The organism is Amycolatopsis sp. NPDC004368 (assembly GCF_053602515.1).
Map to the genome: position 1 here is coordinate 116,467 of NZ_JBSGDT010000005.1, position 17,506 is coordinate 133,972.

At 71.1% G+C, this 17,506-nt stretch carries 19 protein-coding genes and 2 pseudogenes; 13 read left to right on the forward strand and 8 right to left on the reverse strand.

The features are described 5' to 3' along the window. Positions 1-1,020: an allantoicase gene (gene alc, locus ACWEOE_RS10460; RefSeq protein ID WP_452006789.1), complete on the forward strand. Its 1,020-nt coding sequence runs from the start codon at positions 1-3 to the stop codon at positions 1,018-1,020. A gap of 23 nt (positions 1,021-1,043) precedes the next feature. Here the strand turns inward: alc and ACWEOE_RS10465 are convergent, their stop codons facing one another. Further along, positions 1,044-1,220, reverse strand: a complete 177-nt coding sequence (locus tag ACWEOE_RS10465; protein WP_452006792.1) for a hypothetical protein — start codon at positions 1,218-1,220, stop codon at positions 1,044-1,046. 80 nt (positions 1,221-1,300) lie between these two features. On the opposite strand from ACWEOE_RS10465, the gene ACWEOE_RS10470 reads away from it, so the two are divergent. From ACWEOE_RS10470 to ACWEOE_RS10485, 4 genes are read left to right on the forward strand one after another with little or no spacing between them, the layout of a single operon-like run. Continuing rightward, entirely contained in the window at positions 1,301-1,954 is a 654-nt protein-coding gene (locus ACWEOE_RS10470) for a DNA alkylation repair protein (protein WP_452006794.1), read from the forward strand. 37 nt (positions 1,955-1,991) lie between these two features. Then, the gene (locus ACWEOE_RS10475) at positions 1,992-2,954 is read left to right on the forward strand and encodes an alpha/beta fold hydrolase (protein ID WP_452006797.1); all 963 of its coding nucleotides are present in this window, start codon (positions 1,992-1,994) and stop codon (positions 2,952-2,954) included. Then, positions 2,951-3,322 (forward strand): GntR family transcriptional regulator, encoded by a 372-nt coding sequence (locus ACWEOE_RS10480; RefSeq protein WP_452006799.1) that lies wholly within the window; start codon positions 2,951-2,953, stop codon positions 3,320-3,322. The genes ACWEOE_RS10475 and ACWEOE_RS10480 overlap by 4 nt, the downstream gene beginning before the upstream one ends. Further along, positions 3,319-4,404 carry a DUF1648 domain-containing protein gene (locus ACWEOE_RS10485; RefSeq protein WP_452006802.1) on the forward strand — a complete coding sequence of 362 codons (1,086 nt, stop codon included), beginning with the start codon at positions 3,319-3,321 and terminating at the stop codon, positions 4,402-4,404. The genes ACWEOE_RS10480 and ACWEOE_RS10485 overlap by 4 nt, the downstream gene beginning before the upstream one ends. Here the strand turns inward: ACWEOE_RS10485 and ACWEOE_RS10490 are convergent. Both ACWEOE_RS10490 and ACWEOE_RS10495 read right to left on the reverse strand, forming a co-directional pair. Further along, positions 4,401-4,877, reverse strand: coding sequence for a CoA-binding protein (locus ACWEOE_RS10490; protein WP_452007236.1), 477 nt, complete (start codon positions 4,875-4,877; stop codon positions 4,401-4,403). The genes ACWEOE_RS10485 and ACWEOE_RS10490 overlap by 4 nt on opposite strands. 8 nt (positions 4,878-4,885) lie before the next feature. Further along, a complete protein-coding gene (locus tag ACWEOE_RS10495; RefSeq protein ID WP_452006804.1) occupies positions 4,886-6,172 on the reverse strand; it encodes an O-acetylhomoserine aminocarboxypropyltransferase/cysteine synthase family protein in 1,287 nt (428 codons plus the stop codon). Positions 6,173-6,354: 182 nt separating this feature from the next. Here ACWEOE_RS10495 and ACWEOE_RS10500 point away from each other — a divergent pair. Next, a pseudogene (locus ACWEOE_RS10500) lies at positions 6,355-7,185 on the forward strand (carboxylesterase family protein); the annotation flags it as partial. Between the two features lie 5 nt (positions 7,186-7,190). After that, positions 7,191-7,475, forward strand: a pseudogene (locus tag ACWEOE_RS10505) (hypothetical protein); the annotation flags it as partial. Positions 7,476-7,673: 198 nt separating this feature from the next. Here ACWEOE_RS10505 and ACWEOE_RS10510 read toward each other — a convergent pair. Together ACWEOE_RS10510 and ACWEOE_RS10515 are read right to left on the reverse strand one after the other, a co-directional pair. After that, the gene (locus ACWEOE_RS10510) at positions 7,674-8,285 is read right to left on the reverse strand and encodes a (2Fe-2S)-binding protein (RefSeq protein WP_452006807.1); all 612 of its coding nucleotides are present in this window, start codon (positions 8,283-8,285) and stop codon (positions 7,674-7,676) included. Beyond that, positions 8,267-9,088, reverse strand: a complete 822-nt coding sequence (locus tag ACWEOE_RS10515; RefSeq protein WP_452007238.1) for a putative RNA methyltransferase — start codon at positions 9,086-9,088, stop codon at positions 8,267-8,269. Before ACWEOE_RS10515 ends, ACWEOE_RS10510 begins: the two co-directional genes overlap by 19 nt. 203 nt (positions 9,089-9,291) lie before the next feature. Between ACWEOE_RS10515 and ACWEOE_RS10520 the strand changes: the two genes are divergently transcribed. The 5 genes from ACWEOE_RS10520 (at position 9,292) to ACWEOE_RS10540 (ending at position 14,760) form a co-directional block, all read left to right on the forward strand. After that, complete coding sequence (locus ACWEOE_RS10520) at positions 9,292-10,680, forward strand: ammonium transporter (protein WP_452006809.1); 1,389 nt, start codon at positions 9,292-9,294, stop codon at positions 10,678-10,680. After that, positions 10,677-11,015 carry a P-II family nitrogen regulator gene (locus ACWEOE_RS10525; protein ID WP_452006812.1) on the forward strand — a complete coding sequence of 113 codons (339 nt, stop codon included), beginning with the start codon at positions 10,677-10,679 and terminating at the stop codon, positions 11,013-11,015. Before ACWEOE_RS10520 ends, ACWEOE_RS10525 begins: the two co-directional genes overlap by 4 nt. Further along, positions 11,016-13,313 carry a [protein-PII] uridylyltransferase gene (locus ACWEOE_RS10530; RefSeq protein ID WP_452006815.1) on the forward strand — a complete coding sequence of 766 codons (2,298 nt, stop codon included), beginning with the start codon at positions 11,016-11,018 and terminating at the stop codon, positions 13,311-13,313. It abuts the gene before it with no gap. A 31-nt stretch (positions 13,314-13,344) separates the two neighbouring features. After that, the gene (locus tag ACWEOE_RS10535; RefSeq protein WP_452006818.1) at positions 13,345-13,836 is read left to right on the forward strand and encodes an HAD domain-containing protein; all 492 of its coding nucleotides are present in this window, start codon (positions 13,345-13,347) and stop codon (positions 13,834-13,836) included. 543 nt (positions 13,837-14,379) lie between these two features. Further along, positions 14,380-14,760 (forward strand): hypothetical protein, encoded by a 381-nt coding sequence (locus tag ACWEOE_RS10540; RefSeq protein ID WP_452006821.1) that lies wholly within the window; start codon positions 14,380-14,382, stop codon positions 14,758-14,760. Positions 14,761-15,082: 322 nt separating this feature from the next. Here the strand turns inward: ACWEOE_RS10540 and ACWEOE_RS10545 are convergent, their stop codons facing one another. The 3 genes from ACWEOE_RS10545 to ACWEOE_RS10555 all read right to left on the reverse strand — a co-directional run bounded on the left by ACWEOE_RS10545 (position 15,083) and on the right by ACWEOE_RS10555 (position 16,651). Then, positions 15,083-15,535, reverse strand: coding sequence for a MarR family winged helix-turn-helix transcriptional regulator (locus ACWEOE_RS10545; RefSeq protein WP_452006824.1), 453 nt, complete (start codon positions 15,533-15,535; stop codon positions 15,083-15,085). Between the two features lie 71 nt (positions 15,536-15,606). Beyond that, entirely contained in the window at positions 15,607-15,798 is a 192-nt protein-coding gene (locus ACWEOE_RS10550) for a DUF397 domain-containing protein (protein ID WP_452006827.1), read from the reverse strand. Beyond that, positions 15,788-16,651 (reverse strand): helix-turn-helix domain-containing protein, encoded by an 864-nt coding sequence (locus ACWEOE_RS10555; RefSeq protein ID WP_452006829.1) that lies wholly within the window; start codon positions 16,649-16,651, stop codon positions 15,788-15,790. The genes ACWEOE_RS10550 and ACWEOE_RS10555 overlap by 11 nt, the downstream gene beginning before the upstream one ends. A 117-nt stretch (positions 16,652-16,768) precedes the next feature. Between ACWEOE_RS10555 and ACWEOE_RS10560 the strand changes: the two genes are divergently transcribed. Continuing rightward, complete coding sequence (locus ACWEOE_RS10560; RefSeq protein WP_452006832.1) at positions 16,769-17,386, forward strand: helix-turn-helix domain-containing protein; 618 nt, start codon at positions 16,769-16,771, stop codon at positions 17,384-17,386. Positions 17,387-17,506: the final 120 nt, after the last annotated feature.

Sequence of the window (17,506 nt, forward strand, 5' to 3'; positions counted from 1 at the left end):
ATGGAGGACCACGTGTCGCACGACCGTCCCGAGTGGACAGCCCAGCCGGACCTCGCTTCCCGCGCGTTCGGGGGCACGGTGATGTGGGCGACCGACGAGCTGTTCGCCGAGAAGGAGAACCTCGTCAACCCGTGGCGCCCGGCCCACCGCGCCGAGACCTTCGGGCCGAAGGGTCAGGTCTACGACGGCTGGGAGACCCGGCGCCACCGCGAACCCGGTGACGACCAGGCCGTGCTGCGCCTCGGCGTGGCCGGTGTGGTGTCGGGCGTGGTGGTGGACACGGCGTTCTTCAAGGGCAACTACCCGCCGTTCGTGTCGGTGGAAGCGGCCGCGGTGCCGGGTTACCCGAGCGCGGCGGAACTGTCCGAAGTGGACTGGGAGGTCCTGGTCGACCACCAGCCCGTGTCCGGCGACGCGGAGAACTTCTTCGAGGTGTCCTCGCCTCGGCGCTTCACCCACGTGCGCCTCACCCAGCACCCGGACGGCGGCGTGGCCCGCCTGCGCGTGCACGGTTCACCCGTGCCGGACCCGGCCCTGCTGGACCCGCGCTCGCTCGACCTGGCGGCCCTGGTCAACGGCGGCGCTGTGACGGGCTGCAGCAACATGTTCTACTCGTCGCCCAGCAACCTGTTCGCCCCCGGCCTCGCCGCCCACCAGGCCGAGGGCTGGGAAACCGCCCGCCGCCGCGACGACGGCAACGACTGGGTGACGGTGCGCCTGGCCGGCGCCGGCATCGTCCGCTTCGCCGAGATCGACACGAGCAACCTCAAGGGCAACGCCCCGGGCTGGGCCGCTCTCTCCGGCCGTTTGGACGACGGCGACTGGCGGGAGTTGCTGCCCCGCACCCGCCTCCAGCCCGACACCCGCCACCGCTTCGCCCTCGAAGACGGCCCCCAGATCACCGAAGCCCGCCTGGACATCTACCCCGACGGGGGCCTCGCCCGCCTCCGCCTCTACGGCGAACTCACCAAGCGCGGCCGCGAAACCGTGACGACGCGCTTCACGGAGACGAACGCGTAGGAGCCTGCCACCCGGGCTTCGGGTCAGGACCTGGCGCCCGGGCGGTTCAGGTAGATCGAAGCGCACGAGAGCAGGGTGCCGACCGCGAAGATCGCGCCGAGCCACCACTGGCCGCCGACGAACAGGTTCCACACGAAGCCCGCGGCCATCAGCACGGCGGCGAGGGCGTTGCGCATCTGCAGCGGGGTCGGCTTGGCCATGGCACCAGCCTCTCACGCGCCTGGTCGCCGCGGGTCGGCCGCCCCCGTACGCTGGGCGCACGCGGGGAGAGGAGCCGAACGTGACGACGGTGGCCGAGCTGAGAGCCGAACTCGCCGAACTCGCCGACCCCAAGGTGCGCGCCGTGAACGAGCGCCACGGCGACGACCACGGCGTGAACCTCACCAAGCTGCGCGCGGTCGCGAAGCGGCTGAAGACGCAGCAGGACCTCGCCCACGAGCTCTGGGCCACCGGCGACACCGCGGCCCGCCTGCTCGCGCTCCTGATCTGCCGCCCCAAGGCGTTCGAGCGAGCCGAGCTGGACGCCATGCTGCGGGACGCGCGCACGCCCAAGGTGCACGACTGGCTCGTGAACTACGTCGTGAAGAAGAGCCCGCACGCCGACGACCTGCGCAAAGCGTGGTTCACCGACCCGGATCCCGTGGTTGCGAGCGCCGGCTGGGCGCTGACCACCGACCGCGTGGCGAAGAACACCGAAGACCTCGACAAACTGCTCGACCTCATCGAAGCCGACATGAAAACCGCGCCCGACCGGCTGCAGTGGGCGATGAACCACTGCCTCGCGCAGATCGGCATCGAGCACGCCGAGCACCGCGCCCGCGCCCTCGACATCGGGGAGCGCCTCGAAGTCCTGAAGGACTACCCGACGCCGCCGAACTGCACGTCTCCCTACGCGCCGAGCTGGATCACCGAGATGGTGCGCCGCAAGGCCTAGCTTGTGCGCCTGTTCTATGAGTTGTAGAACAGGCTGCATGAGCCTTACCGCGATCCTCACCGCCGCAGCGCTGGCCGTGAGCGGCACCGCGGGCCCGGCAGCGTGCCCGGCGGTGCCCGCGACCGACCGTGACGTGCAGTTCGTCTCCGACGGCATCACTGCGTACGGCACCCTGCACATCCCCGCGCACGCCGCCGGCAAGCGCCTGCCGGCGGCGCTGCTGATTCCCGGCAGCGGCCCGACCGACCGCGACGGCAACGAGCCGCCCACCGTCACCCCGGCGACCCTGAAACTGCTGGCCACCACACTGGACCAGGACGGCGTGGCCACCCTGAGGTTCGACAAGTACGGCACCGGCCGCACCGGTCTCGGCGGTCTGGACCCGGCCACGTTCGACCTGCCGGCCTTCACCCGCCAAGCCACAGCGGCGTTCGAGACCCTCGCGCGGCAGCCCGAAATCGACCAGCACGAAGTGTCGATCGTCGGACACAGTGAAGGCGGGCTGCAGGCGCTGCTCGTCGCGCGGCACGAGCGCGTCGCGAACCTCGTGCTGCTCGCCCCGCAGGACCTGCGCCTGCTGGACTTGCTGGAACTCCAGCTCGACGCTCAGCTAGCCCAGCCCGACCAGGCCGCGCTCGCCCGCGTGATCACCGACTTCCGCGCCGGCCGCACACTCGACTACACCGGCATGAGCCCGCAGCTCGCCGGTTTCTTGCAGCAGGCCATCTTCAGCCACGCCAACCTGAAGTTCGTCCGCAGCGACGACGCCGTCTACCCGCCCGCGGTCGCCCGGCCCGGCCCGCGCGTGCTGCTGACCTGCGGCACCGCCGACACCCAGGTGCCGTGCTGGACCACCGCAGGGCTGGCCGCGAAGCTGCACACACGGCCGCGGCCCCTGCCCGTGGACCACTTCCAGCACGCTCCGGGCACCGCGGTCGACGACCAGGTGCTCGATCCGAGTGTCGTCACCGCGATCGACCAGTTCCTGGAGCACCGATGATCCTCGACGTCGACCTCACCAGCGAGGTCCCGATCTACCAGCAGATCCGCGACCGCGTGCTCGAGGCCATCGCGGCGGCGGAGCTGTCCGACGGCGACGCACTGCCGTCCACGCGCCAGCTCGCCGTGGACCTCGGCATCAACTTCCACACCGTGAACAAGGCCTACGACCAGCTGCGCCGCGAGGGTTTCCTGCTGATCACCCGCAAAAGCGGCGCGGTGGTGCAGCGGGCCCAGACCACCCCGGGTGATTGGCCGGCGCGGCTGAAAACGCTGCTGGCCGAGGCGATCGCCCACGGCATGACCGAGCCGGAAGTGCTCGGCCACTGCGAACGGACCCTGCGGACGTTCGAGGAGGTGCGCGCGTGATCGTCGGGATCCTGGTCCGGGACCTGCTCGCCCCGGTGCTGTTGCTGGCGGCCGCGTGGATCATGCCGTCGGTGGCGAAGCCGACCCTGCCGTTCGGGGTGCGGGTGCCGGCCGAGCGCGCGGACGACCCGCTGATCACCGAGCAACGCCGGATCTACCGCTGGTGGGTGGGCTCGGCGGGTGTCGCGCTGGTGCTCGCAGGGCTGGTGGTGTCCGTGCTGGTGCAGAAGGCGCTGGTGCCGGTGCTGCTGGGCGTGGTGGCGCTGGGGATCATCGCGCCCGGCTACGTGCGGGCGCGCGCCGTGATCCGCTCCGCGAAACAGCGCGAGGACTGGTACCACGGCCTGCGCCAGACCGTCAGCGTCGACACCTCCCGGGCAGTGCGCCCGCCATTTCCCTGGCCGTGGGCCTTGCCGGCCCTCGCGGTGCTCGCCGCGACGGTCGTGCTCGGCATCGTCCGCTACCCGGACCTGCCCGCGACGCTGACGCTGCACTACAACGCGTCCGGCACGCCCGACCGCACGGCCGCGAAATCGGTGGGCAGCGCGTTCGGCGTGGTGTTCGTGCAGGCCGCGATCACCGCCCTGTTCCTCGGCATCGCCTACGCCACGCCGCGCTTCCGCCCCGACCTCGACCCGGCGCGTCCTCGCACCAGCGCCGCGCAGCACCGCCGGTTCACGCACAACATGACCCGGGTCCTGCTGCTGTTCGCCGCGTGTGTGAACCTCACGATGCTCGTCGCGTCGTGGCAGATCTGGTCGGGCAGCACGCAAGTCGCGATCGTGCCGATCATCCTGCCGACAATCGTGGGCGCGGCCGGCCTCCTGGCGTTCGCCGTCCGCACCGGCCAGGGCGGCAGCCGCCTGCCGGCACCGGACGAAAAACCCAGGGACGCCGTCGAACGCGACGACGACCGCTTCTGGAAGGGCGGCCTGCTCTACGTCAACCGCGCCGACCACGCCGTCTTCGTGCCCAAACGCGTCGGCCTCGGCTGGACCCTCAACTTCGGCAACCCCATGGCGATCGGCGGGTTCGTGGTGCTGCTCGCCGCGGTGATCGCGGTGCCGATCGTGGTCGGCTAGGGAGCCGACTGCCGCCGTGAGCTGATCACGCCCGTGTTGAACCCCGCCAGGTGCAGGCCGCCGGCGAAGCGTGCGTGCTCGATCTTCACGCAGCGGTTCATCACCACGTCGAGCCCGGCTTCGCGGCCGCGGTCGGCCACCGGTTCGTGCCAGAGGCCCAGTTGGAGCCACAGCGTGCGCGCGCCCGCGGCGATCACGTCCTCGGCCACCTGCGGGAGGTCGTCGTGCTTGCGGAACACGCTCACCAGGTCGATCTCGCCCGGCACGTCGGCCAGCGTGGGGTACACGGGCTTGCCCAGCAGCGTGTCGAGGCGCGGGTTCACGAAGTTGACCTCGTACCGCGTGGACGAGAGCAGGTACGTCGCCACGAAGAAGCTCGGCCGCGCCGGGTTGGCCGACGCGCCGACCACCGTCACCGACCGTGTGCGGCCCAGGATGCGCCGCCGTTCGACCGCGGAAACGTCGTAACCCACCGCCGTGCTCACAACGAAACCGCCTTACCGAGCGCCTGATCGAGATCCCACAGGATGTCCTCGGCGTCTTCCAGCCCCACCGAAAGCCGGATCAGGTCCGGGCCGACGCCCGCCGCCGCGAGCTGGTCGTCCGAGAGCTGCGCGTGGGTGGTCGACGCCGGGTGGATCACGAGCGTGCGCGCGTCGCCGACGTTGGCCAGGTGCGACAGCAGCTCCACCGACTCCACGAACTTCTCCCCGGCCGCCCGGCCACCGCGGACACCGAACGAGAACACCGCGCCCGGCCCGGCCGGCAGGTACTTGCGAGCCAGCGCGTGGTCGCGGTGATCCGGCAGCCCGGCGTACGACACCCACGCCACGCGCGGGTCGGCGTTCAGGAATTCCGCCACGGCCGCAGCGTTGGCCACGTGCGCGTCCATCCGCTGCGGCAACGTCTCCACGCCCTGCAGCAGCAGGAACGCCGAGTGCGGCGACAGCACCGCGCCGATGTCGCGCAGCTGCTCGGCGCGCAGCCGCGTGCAGAACGCGTACTCGCCGAAGTTCTCCCAGTACTTCAAGCCGCCGTAGGAATCGACGGTCTCGGTCATGCGCGGGAACTTGCCGTTGCCCCAGTCGAAGCGGCCCGATTCCACGACCACACCGCCGAGCGTGGTGCCGTGGCCGCCGAGGAACTTCGTGGCCGAGTGCAGCACGATGTCCGCGCCGTGCTCGATCGGGCGGCACAGGTACGGCGTGGCGAGCGTCGCGTCGACCACCAGCGGGATGTCGTGCGAGTGCGCCAGGTCCGCGAGCCCGGCCAGGTCGGCGATGGCGCCCGACGGGTTGCCGATCACCTCGGTGTAGATCAGCCGTGTCTTGTCGGTCACGGCCTTCGCGTAGTCCTCGACCTCGCCGGTCACGAACGTCGTCTCGACCCCGAAGCGCTTGAGCGTGCCGGTGAGCTGCGTGATCGTGCCGCCGTAGAGCCCGCCGGCGGACACGATGTGCTCACCCGCCTCGGCGAGCGCGGAGAAGGTGAGGAACTCCGCGGCCTGGCCGCTGGCCGTCGCCACGCCGCCGACGGCGCCTTCGAGGCTCGCGATGCGCTCCTCGAACGCCGCCACCGTCGGGTTGCCGATGCGGCTGTAGATGTTCCCGTACTTCTGCAGCGCGAACAGGTTGGCCGCGTCGGCCGCGTCCTCGAACACGAAGCTGGTGGTCTGGTAGATCGGCACGGCGCGCGCGCCGGTGGCGGGGTCGGGCGTGCCACCCGCGTGCAGGGCGCGGGTGCGAAAGCCCCAGGTGCGTTCACTCATCAGCCGTCACGCTACTCAGCCGCGCCGGGGTGGGCCATCTCTCCCGGAGCGTGGTCATCGATCTTTCGGACGACCCCTGGTCGTTCTTCCCGCCGACGCCGCACGGCGATGGAACTCTTACCGTTCGTGACGACCTTCGACCGAGGAGGACGGCCGTGCGCAAGGTGCTGACCGTTGTGGCGATGCTTCTCGCCGCCGGGTGTTCGAGCACCGCGTCACCGCCGGACAGCCCGCTCGGCGTGCAGACCGCGTCGGGCTCGGGCCAGGGCACGGCCAACGGGTCCGGGCACCTGTTCCAGGACCGGCCCTACGCCCAGCCGCCGGTGGGCGCGCTGCGCTGGACCTCGCCCCGGCCGCCGCGGCCGTGGCAGGGCACCCGCGCCGCCGACAAGCCCGGCAACCGCTGCCCGCAGGCGGCCGGCTCGCCCGGCGGCAACCCGAGCCTCGACGAGGACTGCCTCTGCCTCAACGTCACCACGCCCGCGAAGTCCGGCTCCAACCGCCCGGTGATGGTGTGGCTGCACGGCGGCGACGGCACCGGCGCGGGCGCCGACTACGACACCGCCCGGATGTCCGAGCAGGGTGACGTCGTGGTCGTCACCGTGAACTACCGGATCGGGGCGATGGGCAACTTCGCGCTGCCACGGCTCGGCGACAACGCGAGCTTCGGCACGCAGGACCAGCTCCAAGCGCTGCGCTGGGTCCGCGAGAACGCCGCGGCGTTCGGGGGCGACCCGGGCAACGTGACGGTGTTCGGCGAGTCCTCGGGCGCGTTCGCGACCTGTGCGCTGATCTCCTCGCCGCAGGCGAAGGGGCTCGTGCAGCGCCAGATAATGGAGACCAGCAGCTCGTGCTCGGCCTACTTCGGGAAGAACGCGCTGGCCCCGGGCCTGGGCCGCCACACGCTGTTCACGCCGCTGAAGGACGCGCAGGCCGCGGGCACGGCCGCCGCCGCGAAGTTCGGCTGCGAAAAGGATCCGGACGTGCTCGCGTGCCTGCGCCGCGTGCCCGTGCGGCAGTGGCTCGACGGTGGTTACACCCCGCGCAGGGCACCGGCCCCTTCGCCACCTCCCTGGCCTGGGCCGCCGCGACCACCGACGACGGCTGGGGCTGCCCGACCGCCGCGGACGCCCCAGCCCTCGCTTCCGCCGGCCCTCCCGTGTTCACCTACTTCTTCGCCGACGAGAACGCCCCACAGATGCCGGGCTACGCCGTGCCGCCGGGCTTCCCGCTGGGCACGGCGCACGGCCTGGAGGCGGGCTACCTGTTCTGGGAGCCCAAGGGCACCGCGGCCCAGCAACAGCTCTCGCGCACGATGATCGGCTACTGGACGAACTTCGCGCGCACGGCGACCCCAACGGCGCCGGCTTGCCCGCGTGGCCGAAGTTCTCCGCCGGCGCCCGCGTGCAGCGGCTCGGGCCAGACCAGGTCGGGCCGATCGACCCGCAGACACAGTCGAAGTGCTCGCTCTGGCGTGGTGTGGGGGTGTGAGCCCCGGGGCCTATCCGCCGAGGGCCGCCCGCAACCGGGCGTCACGCTCCTGCGGCGTCTGCCGTGGACAGCTCACGCACTTCGGGTTGCCCACTTCGTAGATCAGGCAGCACGAAGCCCGCTTCACCGCCTTCGTCCGCCCGATCGTCACGTACCGGGGCGCGGGCAGCCCCAGCCCGGTGGACGCCACCACCTCGGCTGCCAGCTCCGGCGCCGAAGCCCACAGCAGGCGGTTGGCGATGGAGTCCGTCGCGATGGCGCCCAACGCCCGCTCCCGGGCGCCCGTCACCGCGGCGATGGTCGTGATGGCCGCGCTCAAAGCAGCGCCCAGCGCGGGGCCGAGGGGCTCGGAGAGAACCCGCGAAGAACGAGCCCCCAGGAATCGCCCATCCGCCACGATGTCCAGCGAAACGGCGTCCAGTGAAGGATCCAGCACGGCACCACCGTCGGCGAGCGACTCCATCGTCGGCGCCACGAGCACGGACGACAGCGAGTACCACCAGATCGTGCCCAGCACCTCGGCCGGCGCGCGGCCGTAAACCGAAGCCGCCCCGTCGATTCGCGCCCGCACCCAGGAAGCGTCGGTGAGCAGCGACGCCGGCGTCACGGTTGCCTCCGCCACACGCTCACCCCCACCGCCACCGTCACGTCCCGTGCCGGGGCCGCGAGCAGGCGCTCCCGGCGGCCGTCGCGGTCGAGGTGGAAGCCGGCCGGGCCCATGGCGACCACGTCGTGCACCTGGCGGGCGGTGAACGGCGCCGTGCGCACCACGTCCACTCGCGACACCCGGCTGAACCGCGAACCCAGCGCCGTGTCGAGGCGCTCTTCCTTGCGCGAGTCCACCGACAGCACGAGATCACCCAGCTCGGCGAGGTGCCCGGGCAGCGGCGTGGCCACCACGAGCGTCCCGCCGGGCGCCAGCACGCGGTGGAACTCCGCGGGGTTGCGCGGGGAGAACACGTCGAGCACCACGGACGCCACGCCGTCGCCGACGGGCCACGGCTCCCACAGGTTCCACACCACCGCACCGAGCCGTTCGTGCGCGCGGGCGGCCCGGCGCAGCGCGACGGCCGAGACATCCAAGGCGAGGCCCGTCGCCTGCGGTGCTTCGTCCAGCACCCGCGCGAGGTAGTAACCCGGTCCGGCGCCCGCGTCGATCACCAAGCCGGGACAAGACGACACGGCACCCGCCAGCGCGTCGGCCAGCGGCGCATACGCGCCCGAAGCGAGCAACGCCGAGCGCGCCTCGACCATCGGCGCGGTGTCGGCCGTACCGGCGGGCACACGTGCGTGCAACAGGTTGACGTAACCCTGGCGGGCCAGGTCGAACGAGTGACCGTTTTCGCAACGCACTGTGCGGCCCGTCAACCCGACCGGGGCAACGCACACCGAACAGCGGAGTGCCTCCACGACCCGCCGTGGCAGTGGGTCATTTCCGGGTCCGGCCGACGTCATGCGGCTATTCGACCACGACGTTTCGCAACCGGACACCCCACCCCGCGTGGCGGGAAACCTTCCCGTAACACTCGCGACGGGGGAGTTCACGCTGATGAAACGTGAAGCGCCGCCCGGTGAAACACCCGGAACCAAGACTTCCCGGTCATCTACCCAGGGCACGGGAGGACGATGTGCTGAACGCAGGAGACACCGCATGGGTGCTGGCCGGCGCCGCGCTGGTCATGCTCATGACACCCGGACTGGCGTTCTTCTACGGCGGCATGGTCCGCGCGAAGAGCGTCTTGAACATGCTGATGATGAACTTCATCGCCCTCGCCGTGGTGGGGGTGCTGTGGGTCCTCTTCGGCTTCTCGATGTCCTTCGGCAATGACGCTTTCGGCGGCCTGGTCGGCAACTTCGACCTCGCCGGGCTGTCGGACACCATCGGCAAGCTGGTCGGATTCGCCGCGGCCGCCACGGATTCGGCGCCGGCGGTGCCGTGGCCGGGCCCGGATGCCTTGCCGTTGCTGGCGTTCTGCATGTTCCAGCTGATGTTCGCGATCATCACGCCCGCGTTGATCTCCGGCGCGATCGCGGACCGCGCGAAGTTCTGGGGCTGGACGCTGTTCGTGGTGATCTGGGTGTCCGTCGTGTACTTCCCGGTGGCGCACTGGGTGTTCTCCTTCAACGGTTTCCTCGGCGCGGACTCGGTCGGCGGCTGGATCGCCAACAACCTCAAGGCCCTCGACTTCGCCGGCGGCACCGCGGTCCACATCAACGCCGGCGCCGCGGGTCTCGCGCTCGCGATCGTGCTGGGCAAGCGCAAGGGCTGGCCGAAGGACACCGGACGCCCGCACAACGTGCCGTTCGTGCTGCTGGGCGCGTCGTTGCTCTGGTTCGGCTGGTACGGCTTCAACGCCGGTTCTTCCCTCGCCGCCAACGATCTCGCGGCCGTCGCGTTCACCAACACGACCGTGGCCACCGCGGCCGCCGTGCTCGGCTGGCTGCTGGTGGAGCAGCTGAAGTTCGGCAAGCCGACCACCCTCGGTGCCGCTTCCGGCGCCGTCGCGGGCCTGGTCGCGATCACCCCTGCGTGCGGTTTCGTGAGCCCGCTCGGGTCGATCGCGATCGGCGTGATCGCCGGCGTGCTGTGTGCGCTGGCCGTGTCGCTGAAGTACCGCTTCGGGTTCGACGACTCGCTCGACGTCGTGGGCGTGCACCTCGTCGGCGGCATCGTCGGCACGCTGCTCATCGGCTTCTTCGCCACCACGAGCGTGAACTCGCTCGGCGCCGACGGCCTCTTCTACGGCGGCGGTTTCACCCAGCTGGGTCGTCAGGCCGCCGCGGCGGGCGCGGTGCTCGGGTATTCGTTCATCCTGACCCTCATCATCGGTTTCGTCATCAAGAAGGCCGGCGGGTTCCGCGTCAGCACCGAGGACGAGGTCAGCGGCATCGACGAGGCGCAGCACGCGGAGAGCGCCTACGACTTCACCGGCATGGGCGGCGGCCTCGGCCAGCCGACCACGATCCCGGTCAAGTCCGCCCCCGCCCCCGCGAAGCTCGAGGAGACCAAGGCATGAAGCTCATCACCGCCATCGTGAAGCCGTTCACGCTCGACGACATCCGTTCCGGGCTGGAGCAGCTGGGTGTGCTCGGCATGACCGTGAGCGAGGTCCAGGGTTACGGCCGCCAGAAGGGCCACACGGAGGTCTACCGCGGCGCCGAGTACTCCGTGGACTTCGTGGCGAAGCTGAAGATCGAGGTCGTCACCGACGACACGGCTGTCGAAAAGGTCCTCGACGCCATCACCTCGGCCGCGCACACGGGCAAGATCGGCGACGGCAAGGTGTGGGTGACGCCGGTCGAGACCGTGATCCGGGTGCGCACCGGCGAGCGCGGAGCGGACGCGCTCTAGGTGACCACTCACGGGGGTGAACTGGTTCGGGCGCGGGAGCAGCTGCTCACGAGCCGCCACGGTCCGGCCGCGCTGCGAGCGGCCCTGGTCGACCTGTACGAGTTCTGGCTTGCCAAAGCCGCAGTGGCGGCCGGCGTGGATACCGCTGATCCCGGTGTTGCGCTGGTCGCCGTCGGCGGCCTGGGGCGGCGTGAGCTGGTGCCGTACTCCGACCTCGACTTGGTGTTGCTGCACAACGGGAACCCGCGCGTCGGCGAGCTCGCCGACGCGCTGTGGTACCCGCTGTGGGACGCGAAGCTCGGGCTCGACCACTCGGTGCGCACGCCGGGCGAAGCGCTGAAGGTCGCTTCGGAGGACCTGCGCACGCAGCTCGGTCTGCTCGACGCCCGCCACCTCGCGGGCGACGCCGAGCTCACCGCCCGCCTCGCCTCCGCCGCCCGCGACCAGTGGCGCCGCACGGCCCGCAAGCGGCTCGACGAGCTGGCCGACGGCGTCCACACGCGCTGGCGGCGCAGCGGCGAGATCGCGCAGTCGGCGGAGCCGGACCTGAAACACGGCCGCGGGGGACTGCGGGATTTCGCCGTGCTGGAGGGCCTGGCGCTGGCGCAGCTCACCGCGCGCCCGGGCGAGGAGTTGCTGGCGGCCAAGGCGTTGCTGCTCGACGTGCGCACAGAACTGCGGCGCGAGCTGCGCCGTGAACGGGACATCCTGAGTGCGCCCGAGGCCGAGGTCGTGGCCGCCGAACTCGGGTACGAGGACCGGTTCGCCTTGGCCCGCAAGCTTTCCGGCGCCGGACGCACGATCGCCTACGCCTTGGACGTCGCCCTCCGGTCCACAGTGGAGCCCGCCCGCTCCCGCTTCGGCCGCCGCCCCTCGCGGACGCCGCTGGCCGAAGGCGTTGTCCTGCACGGCGACGAGGTGTCGCTGGCCCGCGACGTCGTGCCGGCCAAGGATCCCGCGCTGCTGCTGCGCGTCGCGGCCGCCTCGGCGCGCACCGGCAAACCCGTCGCGCTCGGCACGCTGCGCACGCTGGCCGACTCGGCGCCCGAGCTGCGCGAGCCGTGGCCGGACGAGGCCCGCAACGCCTTGGTGGAGCTCCTCGGCGCGGGCGAGGGCCTGGTCGACGCCGTGGAAGCGCTGGACCGCACGGGGTTGTGGGCCCGGCTGTTCCCGGAGTGGGGCGCGGTGCGCGACCTGCCGCCGCGCTCGCCCGTGCACCAGTGGACCGTCGATCGGCACCTCGTGCAGGCGTGCGTGGAGGCGTCCCGGCTCACGACCACCGTCTCCCGCCCCGACCTGCTGCTCATCGGCGCGCTGCTGCACGACCTCGGCAAGGGCCGCGACGCCGACCACTCCGAACTGGGCGCCGACCTCGCCGCCCAGGTGTCGGCGCGCCTGGGCCTCCCGCCCGCCGACGTCCGGACGGTGTCGTCGATGGTCCGCCACCACCTGTTGCTCCCGCACACCGCCACCCGCCGCGACATCGCCGACCCCGCCACCGTCGCCCGCGTGATCAAAACCCTGGACGGCGACGCGGTCCTGCTGGACCTGCTCCACGCGTTGGCGCGCGCCGACTCACTGGCCACCGGCCCGGGCGTCTGGACCGACTGGAAGGACCGCCTGCTCGCCGACCTCGTCCGCGCCGGCCAGGAAGCCTTGCACGGCAAGGGTTTCGCCGCCCCTGACCCCCTCGACGAGACCCAACGCGAACTCATGGCCGACGCCGTCAGGTCCGGCATCGGCGAAGTCCGTATTGAAGCGCACGGCAAGGTCGTCACTGTCACCCTCGCCGTGCCCTCCCGCGCTGACTTGCTGGCCCCCGCCGCGGGCGTCCTGGCGTTGAACTCGCTCGAAGTCCACGCCGCCGTGCTGCGCGACCGCGTCGCCGTCTTCACCGCCTCACCCAAGTTCGGCTCGTTACCCGACCCGACGCTGCTGCGCGAGCAGTTCTCCCGCGCCGTCGCCGGCACGCTGCCCCTGACCCAGCGCCTGGCCGCCAAGGAACGCGACTACGCGAGCACTGTCGGCCCGGCCGTCGCCCCCAAGGTCCTGTGGTTCGACGACGAAACCAGCGGCCCCGACGCCGTGGTCATGGAACTGCGCGCCACCGACCGCATCGCCCTGCTCTACCGCGTGGCCCGCGCCCTGACCCGCTCGGGCGCCTCCGTGCACTGGGCCAAGGCCACCACCCTGGGCGGCGCGGTGGTGGACTCCTTCGCCATCAGCCCGACCATGGGCCACGTCGACGCGCCTTGGCGCGCGAAAGTCGAGGACGCCGTGCTCACGGCGGCGTCGTGATCTTGCGGGCGGGGCGGGCTACGGTTTCCCCGTGGCCCGCCCCCTCCTCTTCCTCGACGTCGACGGCCCACTCATCCCGTTCGGCGCCACCGACTACCCGCAGTTCCCACCGCTGCCCGGCCCCGGCGACCACCCGCTGCTCGCGCGCCTGGACCCGGCCCACGGCGCCCGGCTCGCCGCGCTGCCGTGCAAGCTCATCTGGGCCACGACCTGGTTCACCGACGCCAACGCCGTCCTTGCCCCTCGCCTCGGCCTGCCCCCGCTCCCGGTGCTCAACGAACCGGACGACGACGATTCCGGCCGCCTGCACTGGAAAACCCGGCCGGTGCTCACATGGGCCGCCGGCCGGCCCTTCGCCTGGGTCGACGACGAAATCTCCGCCGCGGACCGCGCCTGGGTGTCCGCGCACCACCCCGGGCCCGCGCTACTGCACCGCGTCGACCCGCGCACCGGCCTCACCGAACCGGACTTCACCACCCTCGCGGACTGGTGCGAAAACTTCGCCTACCGTCCCCACCCGTAAACACACCAACACCACGTTGGGGCGCTCTGACCCCACCCACCGCCCGCCTGCCTCGCCAACGCAGGAGACCCAACCCTGCCAACGCAACTACCTGCCACCTCACCAACGCGGGGGGCCTCCACCCTGCGAACGCAAGTGATTGCCCCTCGCCAACGCAACGGCCACTGCGAATGGCAGGTCCGCGTGAACCCAGGCCCTCCCCGGCACCCCGATCCGAAGCCTCTTCGCGGCCGGCGAGCTGTTGTCAAGGCACTCTTTTCCGCCTTGACAACAGCTCACCGGCCGTCGAGACACTCCAGCTTCGGGGTGCACGCGCAACGCAAGCCGCCCTGCGAGGACCCACACACACCGAAGCACCCGACCACTGAACTGTCCCCACCCGTAAACACCCCCGACTGCCCGAACAGCCCCACATCACTGGGCTGACCAGCCCCATTCCCCAGCCCGCCTGTCACACGATCGGGGTGTCGTGGTCGCAGGGACGTTTACCGGTGGCAATATGGCGCGGGTCCGGAGCGGCTGTGCGGAGGGCGGGGGGCTGGGGTGTTGGATCACGAGCAGAACCTGCCGAGGATCTCGTTGCCGCCCACGGTGGTCGCGGCGCACTTGCGGTCGTGTGCCGAGGAGCTGGCCGGCTCGCTGCGCACCGACGGCGAAGCGGCGACGCTCGGCGAGCTCACCGAGGTCGTCACCCAGCTGGTTGCGGGGCAGCACGCGCTCGCCCATGCGCTGGCGGGCCTTGCGGGCCGCGTCGACGTGCGCAACGGAGCCCTGGCGGCCGCGCCGTCCGTGGACGTCGAGGTGGTCACCGAGGTGCTCCAGGCGGCGGCGTGCGCGGTGGGCTGCTCGGCCGAAGCGCTGGCCGAGGCGGAGCCGTCGTTCGAGTGCGTCAGCGAGTCCGCCGGTCCCGACACCCGCTTGTAACGGTCCGTTCACCGGGTTGCCGAAACCGCCGCTCGGGAGGACCGTGGTGGTGAGACTCCGCAAATCGACGCGCTTGAGTAGTTCTACGCGACTCGGGTTGGGGGTCTTCACGCTCCCCGGCCCCATCCCGGCCCGGCAGACTTCTCCCCAACGCAAGGCGGAACGCGTTCGCCCGGTACTGGGGGTCCGGCGAGCGGGGGACGGGGATCTCGTCTGGCGTGCACGCGGCGGAAGGCTCCCGGGGAGGTGAGCCCTTCCGCCACGGTTCCGGGGCCGGCCGTGGGGAGCGGCCGCGTCCCGGAACCCCTGGGGGACAACGCTTCTACGAGTCGGCCATCCGCAGCATCAGGTCGGCCGCCATGCGCAGCAGCTGCTGCTCGGTCGGGCTCAGCGCCCGCTCCATCGCCGCCGCGAGCCACTGCTCCCGCGAGATCGAGAAGTCCCGCAACACGATCCGACCGGCGTGCGTGATGTCGATCAGCGAGCGGCGCCCGTCCGACGGGTCCGCCGTCCGGGTGACCAGCCCCCGCTCCACGAGCGAAGCCAGCACCCGCGTCAACGACTGCGGATGGATCCGCTCCGACTCCGCCAGCTCACCCGGCGTCTGCGTGCCCGCCCGGTAGAGCCGCGACAGCACCGCCAGCACCGTCGGCCCGGGCGACGGCGCCCCCGCCTCCGACCGCATCCGCCAGTTCAGCCGCCCCACGCCCTCCCGCACGTGACGCGCCAGCTCGGCCATCTCCTCGGCCTGGCGAGTGTCGGCTTCGGTCTCCATGGGGCCACACTATCCGGACAGAACGGTGCCCCGGTGTTCACGAATCACCGGGGCACCTTGACACTGTGCCGTCACAGTTCGATCTTGGCCACGCTCTCCAGGAACGCCGACCAGGCCACGGGCGCGACTGTCAGATTGCCCGCCGCACGGTCCTTCGTGTCCCGAACCCCGGTGACACGAGCATCGAAGCCGACCTCAACGCAGTTGTCGGCACCGCCCGATGAATAGCTGGATTTCCGCCAGCCGCTGATCTCAGGTTCCATCTCGCCTACCTTTGAGCTCGGATTTCCTGCGCTTGAGCACGTTCAGTGTCTCAGCCTCGCCAAGCGCGTTGATGACCAACGAGTCGAAGGTCATGGCGTAGGTCCTCACCGGCTGATCATCCGATCGGCACTCGCCCCGGCTGAGATCCTCCAGGTAGACCCAGCGCGCTGGGGAACCTTCGAGTTCGAGTGTCAGCAGGGTGAAGCCCGGGCCGATGGCCGCGTGCGCCCCGGTTGTGAAAGGCAGGACCTGCAACACGACATTGGGAAGCTTCGCGGCCTCGATGAGCCGGTCGAGCTGCTCGATCAGCGCATCTTTTCCACCGACCTCCCGGTGGATCGCCGCTTCACCGAGCACCAGATGCACCTTGGGCGCGTTGGACTCGGTGAGCAATGATTGGCGGCGGATCCGGGTCTGGACCATACTCTCGACGTCGACCGGGCTGACCGTCACCGACGTGGAGATCAGCGCGCGGGCGTAAGCCTCGGTCTGGAACAGCCCAGGAATCAGTTCGCCCTGGTGGATGGCGAGTTCGACCGCGTCGGATTCCAGCCCGAAGTACTGCCGAGACCAGTCGGGCACCTTCCCGTGCCGACCGCGTTTACGGGCGTGAACACCCACTTCGCGAATCCTCTCGGCTGCTTCCGGGCTCGCGTTGTAGAGCTTCAGCAGCTCGTCGAGCTCGGTCACCCGCGGGATCGCGGTACCGGCCTCGAACCGGGACAGCTTCGACCCGTCCCAGCCCAGGGTCTTGATGATCTCGGGCCGGTCCAGGCCGGAGTCGGTGCGCAGCGCCCTCAGCTCGCGGCCCAGCAGCACGCGGTAGGCGGTCGGACTCTTGGCGGCAGTCATGGCGAGAACTTACCCCTTAAATCAGCAGACACAGTTCACTCCATTAGGTCGTTGATAACTCGCATTGCGACTCTTATCGTCATCTGCATCGACGTCAGCCGGACATGGGGGTGCCAGATGGGGACCGCGTTAGGGCAGTTATCCGCTCTCGAGCAACTCGACGTCGTCGCCGCGCGGCTCGAAGAGATCCGCGTCGCCGAGGGCCTCACTTTGCGGGAAGCGGGCAAGATCCTGGGCATGCTGGCCGGCAACATCCACGGCCTGCGCTCCCGGGCCCGCGCCGGCCAGACGCTGCCGGCCCTCGAGGGCTACGCCCGCCTCCTGGGCTATCGCCTGCACGTGGTCCTCGTCGAGGACGACCCCGGCGCGCGCCGCCCACCCTGGCGCGAACGCATGCCCCACGGCGACAACGCCGGCGACGCCCAGGCCATGTCCGAGCTGTGGCAGCTGCTGCAGCGCCTGTACCAGCTCCGCCAACAGGCCGGCCTGTCCCGCGACGAAGTGGCCGAAACCCTCGGCATCACTCCGCTCACCTTGTGGCGCCTGGAAAACCACCCGGGTTCGGCCGACGCGGCCCTCACCAACATCCTGCTGTACGCCCGCTTCTACGGCTACACCGTGCAGCTGCGCCTCGTCGATCCGTCGGCGGTGATCACCACGGGCTGGTGGATCAGCGACGACGGCACGGAAATCGTGACCGATCCCGACACCGGCGAGATCATCGCGGGCGAGTGAGACCCGCGACCGAGACCCCGGCCGCCGCGTCCTGACCCCGACCGGGCGCGGCGGCCGGGCACCAGACCTCCGCGGGCCGGAGGCCCGGATCCCCGGCCCTTCACGAAGCCGGGGATCCGG